Genomic DNA, 18,800 nt, shown 5'->3' on the forward strand with positions numbered 1-18,800 from the left:
ATAAAAAAGGCGTTACCCACTGACTGCCGGCACAGCACAACAACAACGAGGTCAGATCATGCTCAACCCTCACGGCACCGCTTCGCCGCGCGCTTCGCTGGCGCGCTGGAAATGGCAGATCTTCGCCATCACCTGGCTGGCCTACGCAGCCTTCTACTTCACCCGCAAAGCCTTCTCGGTGGCCAAGCTCGGCATCGCCGAAGACCCCACTTTCCATCTCGACAAGATCGCGATGGCCAACCTCGACGCCATCTACCTCACCGCCTACGCGGTGGGCCAGTTCACCTGGGGTGTCTTCGCCGACCGCTACGGCCCCCGCGTGGTGGTGTTCGGCGGCCTGCTGATCTCCGCCGTCGCCGCGCTGGTGATGGGCAGCTTCGCCACCCTGCCGATCTTCGCCACCTGCATGGTGGTCCAGGGCCTGGCGCAATCCACCGGCTGGTCCGGGCTGTGCAAGAACATCGGCAGCTTCTTCGCCACCCATGAGCGCGGCCGCGTGCTCGGGCTGTGGAGCACCTGCTACGCCTTCGGCGGACTGGTCGCCTCGCCCTTCGCCGGCTGGTGGGCCTATGAGGTGTTCGGTACCTGGCATGCGGCGTTCTACTCCACCGCCGCGGTGGTCGGTGCGGTCGCCATCCTGTTCCTGCTGCTGCAACGCAACCGCCCGCAGGACGTCGGCCTGCCGCCGGTGGAAGCCGATGTGCAGCAACCCGGGGCGGTGAACTACGCCGGCTTCAAGCAGGAGGGCGCGAACGGCAAGTCCCTGCGCATCCTCGGCAAGGTGCTGCGCAACCGCACCGTGCTGACCCTGGGGCTGGCGTACTTCCTGCTCAAGCCGGCGCGCTACGCGATCCTGCTGTGGGGCCCGGTGATCGTCTACGAACGCATGCCGGGGCTGGGCAAGGTCGGCGCGGCGATCCTGCCGTCGGCCTTCGAGGTTGCCGGGCTGCTCGGGCCGATCCTGATCGGCTATGCCTCGGACCGCATCTTCGGCGCGCGGCGCATGCCCGCCTGCGTGATCAGCCTGCTCGGCCTGACCGTCTGCCTGGCGCTGTTCGTCCCGGCCATGCAGACCGGCAGCAGCCTGCTGGTGCTGGCCCTGCTGTTCATGATGGGCCTGACCCTGTACGGACCGGACTCGATGATCAGCGGCTCCGCCGCCGTGGACTTCGGCACCGGCGAAGCGGCCGGCACCGCGGCGGGCTTCGTCAATGGCTGCGGCTCCGTCGGCGCGATCCTCGGTGGCCTGCTGCCAGGCTACTTCGACACCTACACCGTGTTCATCGGCTTCACCGTCACCGCGCTGATCGCCGCCGGCATCCTCATCCCGCATTGGAACAGCCGCCCGGAAGCAGCCGACCAGGCACAACCGGCCAACGACCAGCCCCGCCTGAACGCACGCCCCGTGCGCTCCTGAGTCCCGCTTACCCCTCACCGGCCGGCTGAGGGAATGGGCGAGGCGCCCCGCGCGCCTCGCCCTTTTTTCGTTGGCGCCTACACATCCGGAACCACGGATGGACTTGTGCCATGCGCCTCCTCTGAATAACATTGATTATCATTTAAAAATTATTCCTGCTGGACGCCCTTGTGAGCACTTCCAACCTCGACGCGGTCTTCCTGGCCCAGCGCCTGCCTTTGCTGCGCACGCTCGTACGGATGGTGAAGAACCCGAGCATCGCCGAAGACCTGGTGCAGGAAACCTACCTGCGCGTCGCCCGTACCCTGCTCGAACGCCGCATCGATCACCTGGAACCCTTCCTCTTCCAGACCGGCCGCAACCTCGCCCTGGACCACCTGCGCCACCTGCGCATGCAGTCGCGGACCATGCTCGAGGACGTGCCTTTCGATGTGGTGCAGGCGGTACCGGCGCCGGGCTCCAGCGCCGAGGACCAGTTGCACGCGGAAAAGCTGCTCGAACGCCTGGGCGCCACCCTCGAAGAGCTCAGCGAGCGCCAGCAGCGCATCTTCATCCTCAGCCGCCTGCACGGCTGCGGCTACGCGGAGATCGCCGAGCAGCTCGACATCTCGCCCAGCACCGTGCAGAAGGAACTGAAACTGATCATGGCGATCTGTGTCGGACTGGTCAGCCGCCTTGAGGAATCGGTATGACGGACTACCGTTCGCCGGCCGATTCGACAACAATGCGCGGCTCACCACCCCAGCACCGCCCCGAGGATCGCCCCTTGCCCCACGCCGCGCCGCCCGACGACCAGCAGATGGCCGAAGCCCTCGACTGGCTGATCCTCGAGGACGACATGGACGCCGCCACCCGCGCGCGCTTCGATGCCTGGCTCGCCGCCAGCGAAGGCAACGCGCGTGCCTACCAGCGCGTGCGCGATGCGTGGCAGTCACCGTTGCTGCCGGTTGCCGCTGCGCGCCTGGAACGCAAACGGGCGCAGGAAAAAGTCCGGCCGCTGCGTCGCCCGCGGCGCTTCTGGAAACCCGTCGCCACGGCCGCGGCGCTGGTACTCGCCATCGGAGTCGTGGTGCAGGGCGACCTGCTGACGCGCCTGCGTGCGGACCATCTCACCGCGGTCGGCGAACGCCAGAAAGTCCAGCTGGCCGACGGCTCGAACGTGCTGCTCAACACCGATACCGCATTCTCCAGCAAGGTCGACGACCAGCAGCGCGTTGCCCGCCTCTACCGCGGCGAAGTCTTCTTCGACGTCGCCCATGACCGCAGCCGCCCCTTCGAGGTGGAGGCCGGGCCGGTGCAGGTCACGGTGCGCGGTACCGCGTTCGCCGTGCGCTACCTCGGCAACGAGGCGGAAGTCAGCGTGCAGCGTGGCGAAGTGGACCTGCGCACGCGGCTGGACGACGCCCGCGTCAGCCTCGGAGCCGGCGACAGCATCCGCGTCGGCCCGCAAGGCTTCGGCGAGCGCCAGCACGGCGCCGAGGCCGAATCCCAGCTGGCCTGGGTAAAGGGCCGCATGGTGTTCGAGAACTGCCCGCTCAGCCAGGTGCTGGCCGAATTGCGCCGCTACTACCCCGGCTGGATCGTGAATACCAACGAGCGCCTGGAGAACGTCAGCGTCACCGGCAACTGGCGCCTGGACGACCCGCTGGGCGTGGCACGTTCGCTGGCGCAGATCACCTCCGCCGAGCTGCACGAATACCCGAAACTGCTGATCCTCAACTGAGCCCCCGCCACACGGCAGAAAGTTTTTTTACGCGATCCGAAAGGCTCGTTCGTTTAGTCAGAAGCCAATGCAATAGATTCGCATTTACGAATGCAAACAAAGACTGACTAAGAGAGCCCTTCGATGACCATTGCTTCTTCGCGTGCCCCTCTGCGCCGGCTGTCCGCGCCGGCCAGCATCTCGCTGCTCGCCCTGTCCATCGGCCTCGCCAGCCTGCCGGCCACTTCCGCCCAGGCGGCGGAAGCCAGCCAGACCCAGGCCGGCTACAGCTTCGACATCGCCCGCCAACCACTGCCACAGGCACTCAACGCTTTCAGCGCGGTGACCGGCTGGCAGGTTGGCGTGGCCGGTGACCTGGCTGACGGCGTGGTCTCTCCGGGCGTCAGCGGCCGCCTGCCGGCGGAGCGCGCGCTGAAGACCCTGCTCGGCGGCACTGGCCTGACCGTGCGCCAGCTCGGCCCGCGCAACGTGGTGCTGGAGCGCAACCTCTCCTCCGTCGCCGAGATGCAACCGCTCACCGTCACCGCGACCCGCCAGGCACAGAGCGTCACCTCGGTACCCTCCACGGTGAACGTCGTCGGCCGCGAAGAGCTGGACCGCAAGAACGTCAACAGCATCAAGGAGCTGGTGCGCGATATGCCCGGCGTCTCTGTCGGCGGCACCGGCAACCGTGCCGGCATCACCGGCTACAACATCCGCGGCATCGACGGCGACCGCGTGCTGACGCAGATCGACGGCGTCGAGATCCCCAACAGCTTCTTCAACGGCCCCTACGCGCAGACCGAGCGCAACTATGTCGACCCGGAAATCGTCAAGCGCGTGGAAGTTCTGCGCGGCCCGGCCTCGGCCCTGTATGGCAGCAACGCCATCGGCGGCGCGGTGAGCTACTTCACCCTCGACCCGGACGACATCATCAAGGACGGCCAGGACGTCGGCGCGCGCCTGAAGACCGGCTACAGCTCCGCCGATGACAGCTGGCTGACCTCCGCCACCGTCGCCGGCCGCCACGACGACTTCGACGGCCTGCTGCACCTGAGCCAGCGCAACGGCCACGAGACCGAGTCCTACGGCAGCACTGGCGGCACCGGCCTTTCGCGCACCGAAGCCAACCCCGAAGACGTGCGCACCACCAACGTGCTGGCCAAGCTTGGCTGGAACTACGCCGAAGGCAACCGCTTCGGCCTGGTCTACGAGAAGTACAAGGACGACGTCGACACCGACCAGAAGAGCGCCTACGGCGGCCCGTACTTCAACGGCGCACCGACCATCCCCGACAGCGTGCTGCCCGGCGGCATGTACCAGTGGCGCACCGGCAACGACACCATCACCCGCGAACGCTACGGCCTGGAACACCAGATGCTGCTGGACAGCGCGGTGGCCGACCACCTGAAGTGGACCTTCAACTACCAGATCGCCAAGACCGACCAGAGCACCGACGAGTTCTACTACCCGATCACCCGCCAGGTGCTGCGGACCCGCGAGACCCAGTACAAGGAGCGCCAGTGGGTGCTCGACCTGCAGATGGACAAGGCCTTCGCCCTGGGCGACACCGACCACCTGCTGACCTACGGCACCACCCTCAAGCGCCAGAAGGTCACTGGCTACCGCGAAGGCGACGCCACCTGCCTGGCCGTCAGCCGCACCTGCACCACCATCGGCGGCCCGAGCTCGGTGGCCTCCGACCGCCTGGCCCGCAGCAGCGACTTTCCCGATCCGACCATCGACACCTACGCCCTGTTCGCCCAGGACGAGATCCGCTGGAACGACTGGACCTTCCTGCCCGGCCTGCGCTACGACCACACCCGCCTGAAGCCGCACATCACCGACGAGTTCCTCAACACCGTCGACCAGAGCGGCGAAGGCGAAGTGAGCAGCGAAGACAAGAGCTGGCACCAGCTCTCGCCCAAGCTCGGCGTGACCTATTCGTTCAACGACAACTACCTGTGGTACGGCCAGTACGCCCAGGGCTTCCGCACCCCGACCGCCAAGGCGCTCTACGGCCGCTTCGACAACCCCACCACCGGTTACCGCGTAGAGCCCAACCCGGACCTGGACCCGGAACGCAGCCAGAGCTACGAGACCGGCCTGCGCGGCAACTTCGAGGAAGGCTCGTTCGACGTGGCGGTCTTCTATAACAAGTACCGCGACTTCATCAACGAAGACGCCATCACCCCCGGCTACGACGAGCCGACCTTCACCAGCAACAACATCAAGAACGCCATCATCAAGGGCGTGGAGCTGAAGGGCCGCCTGGAACTGGGCGCCTTCGGCGCGCCGCAGGGCCTCTACACCAAGGGCTCGGTGGCCTATGCCTACGGCCGCAACAAGGACACCGGCGAGCCGATCAACAGCGTCAACCCGCTCACCGGTGTGTTCGGCCTGGGCTACGACGAACAGGCCGGCCGCTACGGCGCCCTGCTCGACTGGACCCTGGTCAAGCGCAAGACCCGCGTCGACGACAGCCAGTTCAACGCCCCCGACGGCACCAGCAGCCAGTTCAAGACCCCGGGCTTCGGCATCCTCGACCTGACCGGCTACTACAAGCTGACCGACGACCTGACCCTCAACGCCGGCCTGTACAACCTCACCGACAAGAAGTACTGGCTGTGGGATGACGTGCGCGGCTACGACGGCGTCGGCGAAGCCTCGGTACTGGCCCCGGCCAACCTCGACCGCCTGACCCAGCCGGGCCGCAACTTCGCGATCAACCTGGTGTGGGATATCTGATGCGCAAGCGCCCTGTCTGAACGTAGGGCGCATAACCTGGAACAGGTTATCCGCCACCCAATGTGGCGCGGGGCTCCTGGTGAATCCGGTGCCCGCTTTGTTCGCGAGCAAGCTCGCTCCTACGAAAAGCGCGATCCCTGTAGGAGCGAGCTTGCTCGCGAACCCGCTTCGCTCCGGCACCACCCGGTGAACACCCGACAATCTTTACGCTTTCCCCGAACTCGTTCGTCTCGTCTGTAAAGACCTGTAATTTCAAGGAATTGGACATGACCACCCTGGAACTCCCCGCCCTGCGCTCGCAGCGCCTGAACGCGCTGACCCACGCCCCCCACGAGCGTCTCGACCACGCCGTGAAGGCCCGCGAGCCCTTCTCCAGCCGCGAGCGTTTCGCCCGTTTCGTGGTCGCCCAGTACCTGTTCCAGTCCGAGCTGCAGGCCCTGTATCAGGACGCCGAGCTGGGCAAGATCTTCCCCGACCTGCCGCAGCGCTGCCGCGCCGAACAGGCCCGCCTGGACCTGGCCGACCTCGACACCCAAGTGCCCGCCCCGGTTGCCGGCGCCATCAGCAACCCGAGCCAGGCCCATGCCCTGGGCTGGCTGTTCGTCTCCGAAGGTTCCAAGCTCGGCGCCGCCTTCCTGATCAAGCGCGTTGCCGCGCTGGGCCTGGACGAGAACACCGGCGCCCGTCACCTGGGCGAGCCCGAAGGCGGCCGTGCCGAAGGCTGGAAGCGCTTCACCCGCACCCTCGACGGCCTGGAGCTGAGCGAAGCCGAAGAGCGCGAAGCCGAAGCCGGCGCCGTGGCCGCTTTCGAGCGTTTCTCCCAACTGCTGCAACACAGCTACGACAGTGCTCCCGCCACCGTCTGAGGCCCTCGAGCGCGCGCCTGCCGATGCGGCGCGCGCCAATCCCTTCGGCCCCGCGCGCTCGCGGCTGGCCCGACTGGCATTCGCGTTGCTGGCTTACACCAGCCTCGGTGTGGGCATGGTGGGATTGGTGGTGCCGGGGTTGCCGACCACCGAGTTCGTCCTGCTAGCCGCCTGGGCCGCGTCGAAGAGTTCGCCGCGCTTGTCCGCCTGGCTGGAGAACCACCGGCTGTTCGGTCCCATCCTGCACAACTGGCGCAATGGCCGCGCCGTCGCGCGCCGCGCCAAGATCAGCGCCAGCCTCGCGATGCTCGTGGCGCTTGCGATCATGCTGATCACCCTGCCCCACGGCCTCTGGCTGTATGCAGTGATCCTCGGCATGGCAGTTGGCAACCTGTGGATCTGGTCGCGCCCGGATACGCCCAGGCCGTAGCCAGCGCGCGGCAGCGGACTTATGCTGGAAGTCCGATTCCACACTCTCTTCTACGAGCCATGAACCAGCCCACCAGCAAAGTCGACGCCGTCCTCGCCGAAGCCCAGCGCCGCCGCGAAACCAGCTACCGCGAAAAAGCCCTGAAGATGTACCCCTGGATCTGCGGGCGCTGCGCCCGCGAGTTCAGCGGCGTGCGCCTGCGCGAGCTGACCGTCCACCACCGCGACCACAACCACGACAACAACCCCGAGGATGGCTCCAACTGGGAGCTGCTCTGCCTGTTCTGCCACGACAACGAGCACCAGCGACAGGTGGACCTGCATTACCAGAACAGCAACGACGCGGGCGCGAAAGGGCCGAAGGTCACCCACAAGGGCCTGGCCGGGTTGGCGGATCTGCTGAAGAAGAAGGACGACGGCGAGGCCTGAGGCCCCCCCATTTGCTGCCGCAGGTTTCTGCCGATGCAGGCGGATGGGTAGGAGCGGACTCCGTCCGCGATTGGCCTGCATCGCGCCGGACACTATCGCGGACAAAGTCCGCTCCTACCGGATAGATCTGCGCTCGGATCGGCCCTCACCCTAACCCTCTCCCAGGGGGAGAGGGGACCGTTCGGTGCCGGATGAAACCACAGCGTCAGCCGGCACGATTTGCTCCCTCTCCCTGAGGGAGAGGGCTGGGGTGAGGGGGGGAAGCACAAACACGGAACTACCAGGGAAAGACAGTTGCTCCTACGCCATTCTCGGACGCTGAATCTCCCTGTAGGAGCGGGCCATGCCCGCGATCGCGCCGATGGGGCGATCCTGAAGGCGAGGCTCGGCGCAGTCCTGTAGTAGCGAGCTTGCTCGCGAACCCAGCCCCGCTGCGAGACCATTCGCGAGCAAGGGCTAGGCGCCCCCCTCGGTCCTACGAAGAGCCTCGATCAGCGCAGGCCGGCAACGATCTCCAGCGAGCGCAGGCGCAGCTCGTGGTCGTAGATGTCGCTAGTGAAGATGATCTCGTCCACACCGGTCTGCTCCAGCAGGATTTCCAGGCGGCTGCGCACCTTCTCCGGGCCGCCGATCACCGCCAGGCCGAAGAAATTGCCCACCGCATCCTGCTCATGGGGCAGCCACAAGCCGGCCATGCTCTTCACCGGCGGTTTCTGTTTCAGGCTGTCGCCACGGATCAGCGCCAATACGCGCTGGAAGGCGGTGGTCGCCAGGTATTCGGCTTCCTCGTCGGTCGGCGCGGCCACCAGCGGCACACCAATCATGGCGTAGGGCTTGTCGAGCACCGCCGAGGGCTGGAAGTTCTCGCGATAAATGCGCAGCGCGTCGTGCAGGTAGCGCGGCGCGAAGTGCGAAGCAAAGGCGTAGGGCAGGCCCTTCTGCGCGGCCAGATGGGCGCTGAACAGGCTGGAGCCGAGCAACCAGATCGGCACGTTGGTGCCCTCCCCCGGAATTGCCAGCAGCGACTGCTGCGAGCGGCGCGGGCCGAGGAGCATTTCCAGTTCGGCAACCTGCTCGGGGAAGTCCGCGCCGTCGCCCAGGCGATCGCGACGCAGCGCGCGCATGGTCGCCTGGTCGGCGCCGGGCGCGCGGCCCAGACCCAGGTCTATGCGGCCGGGATACAAGGTTTCCAGGGTGCCGAAGTTCTCCGCCACCACCAGCGGCGGATGGTTGGGCAGCATCACCCCGCCGGAGCCGACGCGGATGCGCTCGGTCTTGCCGGCGATGTGGCCGATCAGCACGGCGGTGGCCGAGCTGGCGATGCCGTCCATGTTGTGGTGCTCCGCCAGCCAGTAGCGGGTAAAGCCCAGGCGCTCGACGTGCCGGGCAACCTCGACGGCGTTGTTCAGCGCCTCGGCAGCGCTGCCCTGGTCGCGCACGGGCACCAGGTCGAGCATGGAGAAGGCAATATCTGACAGGGACTTCATAGGCACTCCGATTCGGGTCACACAGGCGCTGACACGCAACGCCGCGGACATGACTTTGACCGTGACTCTATCGAGGCACTCCGCGCCTGACCACTTGTCGGGATCGATAGTGCTCATGCCGCCGAGTGATACAGGGCCGCCAGCGTATTGCCATCACCTGTTCACCGGACGGTCACCGCTCTGTCATGCGGAGTGGCCAGAATGCCCTTGCGCTGAAGGACCAGCGCCCCATCTCTACGGGAATCCGCCGCCAATCCTCCCCAGGCAACGGCGAAATCCTGTGGCCTACGAAGCAAAAAGCCCGCATCCGTGCGGGCTTTTTGCTTTGTCATCGCCGGAAGCTTCAGTCGCGGTTCTTCACCATTTCGAAGAGCTTCAGGCGATCGCTGATTTCCTGCAGGGTGTGGCGGAACGGGTCGTGCTGTTCGCTGTGGGCCGGATCGGCGAAGTTCCACACGATCACTTCGCTGGAGGTCGGCAGTTCGTCGCCCTCGTCGGTGGACTTGTCGCACAGGTCGATCAGGTAATCGAAGTGCTGGCCGCGGAATTCGTCGATGGACTTGCTGCGCAGGCCTTCGGCGGAGATACCGGCGTGCTCCAGCACGTTGCGCACGCGGGGGTCGATGGCGGTCGGGTGGATGCCCGCGCTGAACGCTTCGAAATGCTCGCCATCGGCGTGCCGCAGCAGTGCTTCGGCCATCGGCGAGCGGGCGTCGTTGGCGATGCAGACGAACAGGACTCGGCGTTTCTCGGTCATCTTTACCTCGGCACGGGGGCGGCTATGCGCCCTATATACGTCAGGTTTTATGACAGGGCCGTGTCAGCAGCATGAAGGCTCACAACACGATGTAGTCGCTGCGCTGCACAATGCCGCGGCTTTCGCCTTCCACCAGGTGCACGTAGCGCCCGCCGACCTGGTCGATGGCGATGCAGTCGTCGACGTCGATCACCGCGTCAGTGTGCGCCTTGTCCCAGCTGCGCGGCATGCGACGCTTGGCGCGCACCTTGGCGTCGGCGGCGTCGCGCGCGGCCACCAGCACGTACTGGTGCGCCTCGCCGAAGCTGCCCAGTTCATAGCCGCCCAGGTTGACGAAGAACAGCCGTTGCTCGCCCGGCGCCGGCATTGCCTCGCTGAACTCGACGCGGTAGGCCTCGACGCCGTCCACTTCCAGCCAGGAGTCGATGTGCAGGCCATCCGGGCTACCGAACCAGGACTCGCGCAATTGCGGGTAGGTGGATTTCAGGTTGTCGCCAATGACGAAAGCCACATCGTGGATTTCGATCCGCGCACGCGGATGGCGTCCGCCCAGCATGACTACGAACAGCATTTCAGACCCTTCCCAGGTTTCAGATTTGGTCTGACAGATCCGTCATACGGCAGGTTCAATCTACTGGCGGATAAATGGCCATCCGCCAGTCAAGCCGGTGGGTGGCAATCGCTATATAGAAAGTTATATTCTGAATCTTCGTTTCACTGCCCCGATGTTTTCCCATGCCCCAGACCGCGCCTGCCCCGACGCGACGCCGACAACGCCCTGCCCTCAGCATCCGTGATCGCAACCGCCAGCGCATCCTGCTGGCCGCAGGCGAAGAGTTTGCCGAGAAGGGTTTCACCGCCGCCAAGACCCAGGACATCGCCAGCCGCGCCGAGCTGCCCAAGTCCAACGTCTACTACTACTTCCAGAGCAAGGAGAACCTCTACCTGCGCCTGCTGGAAAACGTGGTGGACGCGGTGCTGGAAGCCGCCGCCCTGCTGCGCGAGTGCGACGACCCCGCCTGGGCGCTGCCCGCGCATATTCGCGCGCGCCTGCACATAGCCCGGCAGTGGCCGCACGCCTACAAGGTGTTCGCCAGCGAAATGCTCCACGGCGCACCGCACCTGCCGCCGGAGTGGCTGCAGCGCCTGCGCGCGGGGTCGCGCCGCAACGTCGAGTGCATCGCCGCCTGGATCGACCGCGGCCTGCTCGCCCCGGTAGACCCGCAGCACCTGCTGCTGAGTATCTCCGCGGCCACCCGCACCTACGTCGATTTCGACTGGCAGATCGCGATGATTACCGGCAAGGCGCAACCCGCCGCCGATGACTTCGAGGCGGCAGCGGCGACCATCACCCGCCTCGTCCTGCGCGGCACCGAAGCAGAACCGGCGGCGCGCCTGCGTCCCTTGCCGCTGTAGCGGCCAACGGCGGCTGCACTAAGCTGAGAATGTCCGCACGGCCATGCGCCGTGCCTGCATTCGTCTGGGAGACGCCATGAAATCGCTACTGATCGCCGCATCGCTGATCGTTGTGCAGCCCGCCTTTGCCGCCATCCCCATGCTCAACTACGACTGCCCGAACGATATCCAGATCCACACCGACGAGAACGGGCCGGTCTACATCAATGGCCAGGAAGCCAAGGTCACGCAGAACACCGACAGCACCGTGGTCGCCAAGGGTGAAGGCGTGACCGTGCAGATCAGCACCAACGACGACGGTACTGTCAGCGTCTCCTACACCGGCCCGAACGGCGACAGCGGCGTCTGCGACCCCGCCGAGGGCGACTGATCAAGCACTACGGCGCCCGCCCCAGGCAGCGCTGGTAGCGCTCGTCGACGCGCTGGGCGAACCAGGCAGTGGTGAGCTGGCGGGTGATCTTCGGGCTGTGCAGCGTGATGCCCGGCAGCATCGCCCGCGGCATCGACTTGCCAGCAGCGCGTTCGGCCAGCGCGAAGACCTTGGTGTAGAGCTCCGACTTTGTGAACTCCGGCTTGTCGCCGAGCTCCAGGTCGCGGCGGATTTCCCTTTCGCTCATGCCCAGCTTCGGCCCCAGTGTGCGCACCGCCTTTTCAGTGCTGCCGGCGTCGTAGCTGCCGTAGAGGATCAGGTCGCCATCCAGTGCCAGGGTGATGCCGGTGAGGTCCGCCACCACGCGCTGGAACGCCGCGTTTCGGCTGGCGTACCAGCCCGCGTTGAAGTCGGCGAAACGGTACAGCTGGCGCGGGTAGTTCACCGGGTAGCCGAGCAGATGGGCGATGCCGAAGTACATGCCGCCACGACGGCTGAACACCTCGCGGCGGATGCTGCCGTCCACCGGGTACGGATAGCCTTCGGCATGGGCCTGGGCGAATTCGATGCTGACCTGCATCGGCCCGCCGGTATGCACCGGGTTGAAGCGGCCGAACAGCTGCTGGCCCAGCGGTACCCCGCCGATGAAGTCATCGAAGATCGCGCTCAGCTCCCGCTCGGTTTTCGCACTCGCCAGGCGTTGGCTGTAGGTGCGGCCGTTCGGCGATTTCAGCGCCAGCGCCGTATCGATGAGGAAGCCCGGCACATGCACCTTGCTCGCACGCCGGTCGATCTCGGCGCGGGCTATCTTGCCCAGTCCTGGCACGGGCGGGTCAGCCTTGAAGTTGGACTCCTGCTCGGTGATCGCCACGACCGAACAGAGGTTTTCGGTGGTCGCCGGAATGCGCTGGGTGGTGAAGGCAACCTGGATGTCCTTCGCCCAGCCCTGGCGGTCTGATGCGCCAGCGGGAATCAATTTGACCAGCTTGCCGCGCACCTCTTCCGGGGTCGGCTCCGGCACGCTGGGTGCGCGGCTGCTGCAGCCGGCCAGCGCCAGCAGCGCGGCCACGCCCAGCAGATGAATGAATCGTGATGAAGGCCTTTTCAGGCTGAATGAATCTGCCGTCAGGGCAGCCGCAGTCATAGTCCGTTCCTTGCTTGATTTCTGCCGCCTACAGGACCTGTGCCCGGCGGCACAGGTTCCCCGGCATTGTCAGGCAAGCACGGATTTCAGCGCCAGGCCAGGCGCCTCAGGTTCAGGCTCCAGCCGCGCTGCATGCCGGCGGCGGCCAGCAGGATGGCGGCCACGCCTAGCCATTGCAATGGCGTCAGGCGGTGGCCGAAGGCGAACCAGTCGACGAAGATCGCGGCGATCGGGTAGATGAACGACAGCGCGCCGGTCAGCGCCGTGGGCAGTTTCTGGATCGCGCCATAGAGCAGCACGTACATGATGCCGGTATGCACGATACCCAGGGTCGCCAGGCTGGCCCAGGCGCTGGTGGCCTGCGGCAATGGCGACAGGTTCGCCCAGGGCGCCAGCAGCAGGACGCCGGTCACCGCCTGGATCAGCGCGATCAGGTGTGGCGGCACGCCGGTCAGGCGCTTGATGATCAGCGCCGCCACCGCATACAGGGCCGCCGCGCCGAGGGCCAGGGCGATGCCGCCCAGATAGTCGCTGCCCACCTGCCCCGCCTCGCCGTGTGCGCTGACGATGGCCAGCATGCCGACGAAGGAAACGCCGAGCCAGGCGAGCTTTTGCGCAGTGACCTTCTCGCCGAGGAACAGCGCGCCCAGCAGCACCAGCAGGAACGGCTGCACGTTGTAGACCGCCGTGCCGATGGCGATGGACGCCCGCGAGTAGGAGCCGAACAGCAGCACCCAGTTGCCGACGATGGCCGCGCCACTGAGCAGCGCCAAGCCGAAGGTGGCGCGGGTGAGAATGCCGGGGCGCAGGAATCCCATGGCCGCGCAGATCACCAGGAGCGTCGCGGCGCCGAACACGCAGCGCCAGAACACCACGTCCAGCACCGGCTGGCCCGAGACCACCACCAGCCAGCCGATGGTGCCGCAGATCAGCATGGCGCTGATCATTTCCAGGGTGCCGCGTCTGATGGATTCGTTCATGGATCACCTCCGCTTGTTGGTGATCAGTATGAACAGGCGGATTCGTGCACTCCATCGCCTGGCGCAGGCAAATCCCAGATATCACCTTTATTATCAAGGCAACTCTTCGACTTCACCTTTCTAGGCAAAGATGACCGACGACATCGACCAATTGCTGATCTCCGCGCTGATGGAGGATTCGCGCCTTTCCCTCAAGGCCCTGGCCCAGGTCAGCGGCCTGAGTTCGCCCAGCGTCGCCGAGCGCCTGCGCAAGCTCGAGGAGCGCCAGGTGATCACCGGCTACACGGTGAACGTCGACCCGCGCGCCTTCGGCTACCAGCTACAGGCCATCGTCCGGGTGCGCCCGCTGCCGGGGAAACTGCAGGACGTGGAGAAGCAGATCCTGGCGATCCCCGAATTCACCGAGTGCGACAAGGTGACTGGCGAGGACTGTTTCTACGCCAGGATGTGCGTGCGCTCCATGGAGCAACTGGACGAGATTCTCGATCACCTAAACGGTTTCGCCGAGACCAACACCGCCATCGTCAAGAAGAGCCCCGTGAAGCGGCGGTTGCCGCCGATGGCGTGAAGCCCGCCCTACGATCTCAGCCCTACCCGGCGCCGAAAATGATCCAGGCTCGACGTAGGATGGCGTGGAGCGCAGCGATACCCATCAAGCCCGTCCGGCGCCGCACTTCCGAGCCTGCGCACTCCGCAGGGCGCATACAGCGACGCGTTTAATCCGCCCGACCTCACGGCCAGCACGGCTGGATTGACACCCTCTCCTTGAGTCCCTAACTTTGCCTCGCTGCCCCACCTGGGCAGTTCGGGATTGGCGTCCCGGTAAGGTCGAGTAGCCGCTAAGCATTGCTTGGTAGCTATGCATGGTTGCACCCGCGTTATGGGGGGACCGTGCAGGGCATCTTCGGATGCGCCGGTTGCTCGATCCCGGTTACGCCAACCTGTACGGTCCGCCCACCCTGATTGGCGTCAGGGCGTGGAAACTCACCAAAATCGAGTACTCAACCATGACTTTTTCCGCCCCTACCTTGCTCCACCTGAAAGACGACATCTCCAACCTGTCGCTCCAAGACGCCGCCGACTGCCGTCATCAGGCCCTGTGCAATATGCTCACTTTCCTCGCCGGTATTTCCGACCACGGGAATCCGTCGACGGATGTGCTGGCCGGCACATTCGCCTGCCTGGAATACCTCGCAAAAGATTCAGCCCAGCTGTACGCCGCCGCCGAAGCTCGGTCTCGGGCAAAGGCACAGGCACAGGCACAGGCACGGGCGTAGCGGAAGGTTCGGAGCGCTGCCGGACGATGGGTATCGCTGCGCTCCACGCCATCCTACCCGGAGCGCCTGCCTGACCCGTCACAGCGCCCGGGAGACGAAAAAGACAAAGGCCCCTTTCGGGGCCTTTGTCGTTCACACGCTTAGCGCGATGCCTTGCGGCGCAGCGCCGACGGGCTGAAGTTGGAATCGTCCGGCGCCGGCTGACTGAAGTCAGCGGTGCCCGGCTCCTCGTTGTCCAGCCACTGGATGCTGTAGCGGTGTGCCTGGAGGTCGTGGAAGGTGTCCAGCGCAGTCCACACCATCGGCTGCTCGTAGAAGCTCTTCAGGTAGGCCAGCGACACACGCCACAGTTCACCGCGACCATCGTACTGGTCCACCACGGCGGCGCCCCAGCTGTCCTCGTCGAGGTAGAGGGTGCGGCGCGAGTAGATGTGCCGCGCGCCGGCCTTCAGCTTGCCATCCACCACCCAGACGCGGTGCAGCTCGTAGCGGGTGTACTTGGGATTGACGTGGCCTGGGGTGAGCAGGTCCTTGTACTTAACCTCCGGGCTGGTGATCTGGTAGTTGTTGTAGGGGATGTAGATTTCCTTCTTGCCCACCAGGGTCCAGTCGTAGCGATCCGGCGCGCCGTTGTACATGTCGGTGTCGTCGGCGGTACGCAGGCCATCGGAGTCTTCGATCGGGGTGTCGTAGGCCAGCGTCGGGGCGCGGCGCACGCGGCGCTGGCCGGGGTTGTAGCCCCAGGCCTGGCGCGGCTCCTTGACCTGGTCGAGGGTCTCCTGCACCAGCGCGCCGTTACCGGCCAGGCGGGCCGGGGCGGTGGTGAAGGTCATGTAGTAGAACATGGTGTTGCCGAGCTTCTCGAAGCTGCCCTTGGGGTCGTAGAAGCGGAACAGCGCCTCGTCCTGCGAGGTCACCAGCGCGTACGCGCCGTTACGCTGTACACCGGCCTGGGATGAGCGCCGCACGATGTAGGTACCACGGTAGCGGGCGATGTGGTTCCACACAGCTTCCACGCCGCTCTGCGGGATCGGGAACGGCACGCCGCCGTAGGCATCGGAGAAGCCGTTGCCGCCTTCCACCAGTTTGGCGCTGGTGGCGTTCTTGTAGATGTTGTCGTAGATCCACTGCGGCGCCGAGCCGGTGCGGTGGGTCTCGTAGACCGGCATCTGGTAGCTGTCCGGGTAGGCGTTGAACAGCGCGATCTGCCCCGGTGTCAGGTTGGCCTTGTACTGGTCGAGGTTGGCCTTGGTGATGACGAACTTGGGCTTCTCGCCGGCGAACGGGTCGACATGGTGCGAGCCCGGCCCCTTGTAGCCGGCGGGCGCAGAAGTCAGGCCGCCGCTCCAGGCGGGAATGCTGCCAACGGCATTGCCGGCCTTTTCCGCGCCCATGGGCGTCAGGCTGCTCTTGAGCTGGGCGGCCTGGTCGGCCGAGACGGCTGCACGCGCATCGGTGACGGCCAGGGCCGTCAGCGTGGCAAGGACGATCAGGGAACTCTTCTTGTACATGGTTCTCTCCGGATCAGAACGAGTATTTCGCGGTGATCGAGACGTTGTCGCGGTCACGCGCGGAGTTGCTGGAGCCGGCGCCGTAGTAGCTGGTGTACTGGGTGCCGACCTCGAAGGTGTTCAGGTAGCTGGCGTCGATGCCGAGGGTGTAGGCCTTGCGGCCTTCGATGAAGTTGCCGGTGCGGTCGGAGTTGCCGCTGAAGTCCTCCTGGTAGACGGCGTAAGGCGAAAGCTTCACCCCAGCGTAGACGTCGTTCCAGCTGCCGGTGAGCAGCAGCGTGTAGCCGTAGCTGTCGCGGCTGATCTGCACGTCATCGTCATTGCCGCCGACGTAGGCCTTGTCCTGGGCGCCGACGAACTTGCGCTTGCTGCCGTCCCAGGCGGTGTATTCCAGGCTGCTGCCGCGGATGTGCTCGGAGGCCAGCTCGGCCACGCCGGTCATGGAGTCGAAGGTCAGGTGCGGGCCGAAGTTGTAGATGGTCGACAGCGAGATGTTGTAGGTCTCGGCACGCTCGTAGTTCTCGAACAGCTCGCCACGGCACAGCTGCTTGCCGGCCACCGGGGCGCAGGCCTGGCCGGCCGGCGTGTTGGCATCGAACAGGTTGGTCTGGCCAAGCACGCCCTGGGTCAGCAGGTCGCCCAGCAGGTCGTCGGTAGCGGAGATGCTGATCGGCATGTTCGGCCGGTAGGCAATCTCGCCGGACACCGAGGCGTCGCCCAGGGTCGTGTTGAAGCTGAAGCCGTACATACGGATGTTTTCGACGTAGTCACGGCGTGCTTCGGCGTTGCTCGCCATGTCCAGCGTGGCCAGCCCCGGCACCGCTTCGCCCAGGCCCAGCGGGCCGAGCAGCGAGTTGAGTTCGTCGACATCAACCCCCTGGTAACCGCGCAGGTCGACCGCGATCTGCGGCTCCTTGGCGTGGTAGTTGACGAAGTAGAAGCCGAACTCGGTGGAGTTCAGTTCCTCGGCGATGTAGCGGAACGCCACGCCGAACTGGCCGCTATCGCTGGCTTCGATGTCCTTGCCGACGTTGGCGACCTTGAAGGTGCCGGTATTGGGGTTCAGGTAGGAGTTGGGCCCATGCGGCCCGTTGCCCAGCAGGCCGAGGGAAGCCACGGTCGGGTAGCCGGCCAGCAGCTCCTTGATCAGCGGGTTGTCCTCGGTGGTGTAGGCAGTGTTGCCGCCGTCGCTGAACAGGTCGGTGTCGGAGAAGTAGGTGCCTACCGAGTCCAGGCGGGTCTCCTTCCACTTCCACTGGTAGAAGCCTTCCATGGAGAGGTCGTCGGTCAGGCCGAAGTTGAGGCTCAGCGCCTCGGTCGGCACCAGCACTTCCTTGAGTTCCGAGCCCGGCAGGTGGAAGCGCGCGGCGTCCACCGGGTTGATGGTGTTGATGCCACCCCGGTAGAACACGCCCTCGCCCCAGTTCAGCACCTGGCGGCCGACGCGGCCGGTCAGCGGGTGCTCGGCGACGTCCCAGCTGCCGGACAGGTAGGCATCCAGCAGCTCGGCCTTGCGCCCGGCGATGTGGCGGGTGTCGTCGGTGAAATGATCGTCCTGCGGGAACGACTGGCTGGGACGCTCCACGCCATTGGTGGTGTCGTAGTAGTCGTTACGCTTGTCCATGATCTGCGTGTCGTAATAGGCAGTGCCACGCATGAACAGGCCGTAGTTCTGGTACTTGGCCGAGAGATCGGAGGTGAGCTTGAAGACCTGGGAGACCAGGCCGGTATCGAAGTTGCGGTTGCCGTCGTCGGCGTTGATGTCGCTGATGTTGCTCTTGTCACGCCCCTGCACGCGCCACATGGCGCCGTAGGACAACGTACTGTCGAGCGAGCCGGTGATCTCGTTCTCGGCCAGCTTGAACTCCAGGGCCTGGGCCGACCCCGCCACCAGCAGCGGCAAGAGTCCCATTACCGCCCCCGCCCGCCGCGGCGCCCAGAAAATGGACGAACGCGCACCCAATCGACTGTTCATAGACAGCATTACCTCCATGGCCAAGATTTATCGCCCCGGTCATTGCGGCCGGCGCTGTTCTTATTCGTTTCTCGGCTGCCGACGACCTCGGAATAACCGGGCCACCGTGCAGTAACACTCCTGCCAGAGCGCTTGCGGGCGCCTTGGCCCCCTCTCCTCTTCTGCTTGCACGCCGGGAGTTGGGACTATCGTGCAGGCAAAGTAACAAACTGTTTCTCCCCTGCCAATGGAAAGGATGTAATCCGTGCCTTTCAACGGGCAAAGAAAAGCCCGACACATGGCCGGGCTTTTC

Annotated in this window: 18 protein-coding genes; 11 read left to right on the forward strand and 7 right to left on the reverse strand. The window is 65.6% G+C overall.

The window, feature by feature from the left end; genetic code table 11:
• The first annotated feature begins 58 nt into the window (after positions 1-58).
• The 7 genes from IB255_RS21240 to IB255_RS21270 all read left to right on the forward strand — a co-directional run bounded on the left by IB255_RS21240 (position 59) and on the right by IB255_RS21270 (position 7,591).
• Positions 59-1,417, forward strand: coding sequence for an MFS transporter (locus IB255_RS21240; protein ID WP_081516744.1), 1,359 nt, complete (start codon positions 59-61; stop codon positions 1,415-1,417).
• A gap of 170 nt (positions 1,418-1,587) precedes the next feature.
• Positions 1,588-2,109, forward strand: coding sequence for an RNA polymerase sigma factor (locus tag IB255_RS21245; RefSeq protein ID WP_081516743.1), 522 nt, complete (start codon positions 1,588-1,590; stop codon positions 2,107-2,109).
• A 107-nt stretch (positions 2,110-2,216) separates the two neighbouring features.
• Complete coding sequence (locus IB255_RS21250) at positions 2,217-3,140, forward strand: FecR family protein (protein WP_081517063.1); 924 nt, start codon at positions 2,217-2,219, stop codon at positions 3,138-3,140.
• A gap of 123 nt (positions 3,141-3,263) precedes the next feature.
• On the forward strand, positions 3,264-5,867 hold the full coding sequence (locus IB255_RS21255; protein WP_192210818.1) for a TonB-dependent receptor: 2,604 nt from the start codon (positions 3,264-3,266) through the stop codon (positions 5,865-5,867).
• 266 nt (positions 5,868-6,133) lie between these two features.
• Complete coding sequence (locus tag IB255_RS21260; RefSeq protein ID WP_081516741.1) at positions 6,134-6,733, forward strand: biliverdin-producing heme oxygenase; 600 nt, start codon at positions 6,134-6,136, stop codon at positions 6,731-6,733.
• 64 nt (positions 6,734-6,797) lie between these two features.
• On the forward strand, positions 6,798-7,163 hold the full coding sequence (locus IB255_RS21265) for a YbaN family protein (protein ID WP_230986115.1): 366 nt from the start codon (positions 6,798-6,800) through the stop codon (positions 7,161-7,163).
• 59 nt (positions 7,164-7,222) lie between these two features.
• On the forward strand, positions 7,223-7,591 hold the full coding sequence (locus IB255_RS21270) for a YajD family HNH nuclease (protein WP_081516740.1): 369 nt from the start codon (positions 7,223-7,225) through the stop codon (positions 7,589-7,591).
• A gap of 491 nt (positions 7,592-8,082) precedes the next feature.
• On the opposite strand, the gene IB255_RS21275 is transcribed toward IB255_RS21270, so the two are convergent.
• The 3 genes from IB255_RS21275 to IB255_RS21285 all read right to left on the reverse strand — a co-directional run bounded on the left by IB255_RS21275 (position 8,083) and on the right by IB255_RS21285 (position 10,406).
• Entirely contained in the window at positions 8,083-9,078 is a 996-nt protein-coding gene (locus IB255_RS21275) for an LLM class flavin-dependent oxidoreductase (RefSeq protein WP_151186699.1), read from the reverse strand.
• A gap of 343 nt (positions 9,079-9,421) precedes the next feature.
• The gene (locus tag IB255_RS21280) at positions 9,422-9,835 is read right to left on the reverse strand and encodes an arsenate reductase ArsC (protein ID WP_192210819.1); all 414 of its coding nucleotides are present in this window, start codon (positions 9,833-9,835) and stop codon (positions 9,422-9,424) included.
• Positions 9,836-9,914: 79 nt separating this feature from the next.
• Positions 9,915-10,406, reverse strand: coding sequence for a DUF1543 domain-containing protein (locus IB255_RS21285; RefSeq protein WP_081516737.1), 492 nt, complete (start codon positions 10,404-10,406; stop codon positions 9,915-9,917).
• 164 nt (positions 10,407-10,570) lie between these two features.
• Between IB255_RS21285 and IB255_RS21290 the strand changes: the two genes are divergently transcribed.
• Both IB255_RS21290 and IB255_RS21295 read left to right on the forward strand, forming a co-directional pair.
• Positions 10,571-11,251 carry a TetR/AcrR family transcriptional regulator gene (locus IB255_RS21290; protein WP_081516736.1) on the forward strand — a complete coding sequence of 227 codons (681 nt, stop codon included), beginning with the start codon at positions 10,571-10,573 and terminating at the stop codon, positions 11,249-11,251.
• A 76-nt stretch (positions 11,252-11,327) separates the two neighbouring features.
• On the forward strand, positions 11,328-11,621 hold the full coding sequence (locus IB255_RS21295; protein WP_081516735.1) for a hypothetical protein: 294 nt from the start codon (positions 11,328-11,330) through the stop codon (positions 11,619-11,621).
• A gap of 7 nt (positions 11,622-11,628) precedes the next feature.
• Here IB255_RS21295 and IB255_RS21300 read toward each other — a convergent pair whose 3' ends face one another.
• Both IB255_RS21300 and IB255_RS21305 read right to left on the reverse strand, forming a co-directional pair.
• Positions 11,629-12,765 carry a DUF1615 domain-containing protein gene (locus IB255_RS21300; RefSeq protein ID WP_412548129.1) on the reverse strand — a complete coding sequence of 379 codons (1,137 nt, stop codon included), beginning with the start codon at positions 12,763-12,765 and terminating at the stop codon, positions 11,629-11,631.
• An 86-nt stretch (positions 12,766-12,851) separates the two neighbouring features.
• Complete coding sequence (locus tag IB255_RS21305) at positions 12,852-13,745, reverse strand: DMT family transporter (RefSeq protein ID WP_192210820.1); 894 nt, start codon at positions 13,743-13,745, stop codon at positions 12,852-12,854.
• A 130-nt stretch (positions 13,746-13,875) separates the two neighbouring features.
• Between IB255_RS21305 and IB255_RS21310 the strand changes: the two genes are divergently transcribed.
• On the forward strand, positions 13,876-14,313 hold the full coding sequence (locus IB255_RS21310) for an Lrp/AsnC family transcriptional regulator (protein WP_138216592.1): 438 nt from the start codon (positions 13,876-13,878) through the stop codon (positions 14,311-14,313).
• 340 nt (positions 14,314-14,653) lie between these two features.
• Positions 14,654-15,022, forward strand: a complete 369-nt coding sequence (locus tag IB255_RS21315) for a hypothetical protein (protein WP_225594955.1) — start codon at positions 14,654-14,656, stop codon at positions 15,020-15,022.
• Positions 15,023-15,162: 140 nt separating this feature from the next.
• Here the strand turns inward: IB255_RS21315 and IB255_RS21320 are convergent, their stop codons facing one another.
• Complete coding sequence (locus tag IB255_RS21320; protein WP_192210821.1) at positions 15,163-16,533, reverse strand: DUF1329 domain-containing protein; 1,371 nt, start codon at positions 16,531-16,533, stop codon at positions 15,163-15,165.
• 13 nt (positions 16,534-16,546) lie between these two features.
• On the reverse strand, positions 16,547-18,508 hold the full coding sequence (locus IB255_RS21325; RefSeq protein WP_151186697.1) for a DUF1302 domain-containing protein: 1,962 nt from the start codon (positions 18,506-18,508) through the stop codon (positions 16,547-16,549).
• Positions 18,509-18,800 lie beyond the last annotated feature (292 nt).

Source organism: Pseudomonas sp. PDM22 (assembly GCF_014851965.1).
GTDB lineage: Bacteria > Pseudomonadota > Gammaproteobacteria > Pseudomonadales > Pseudomonadaceae > Pseudomonas.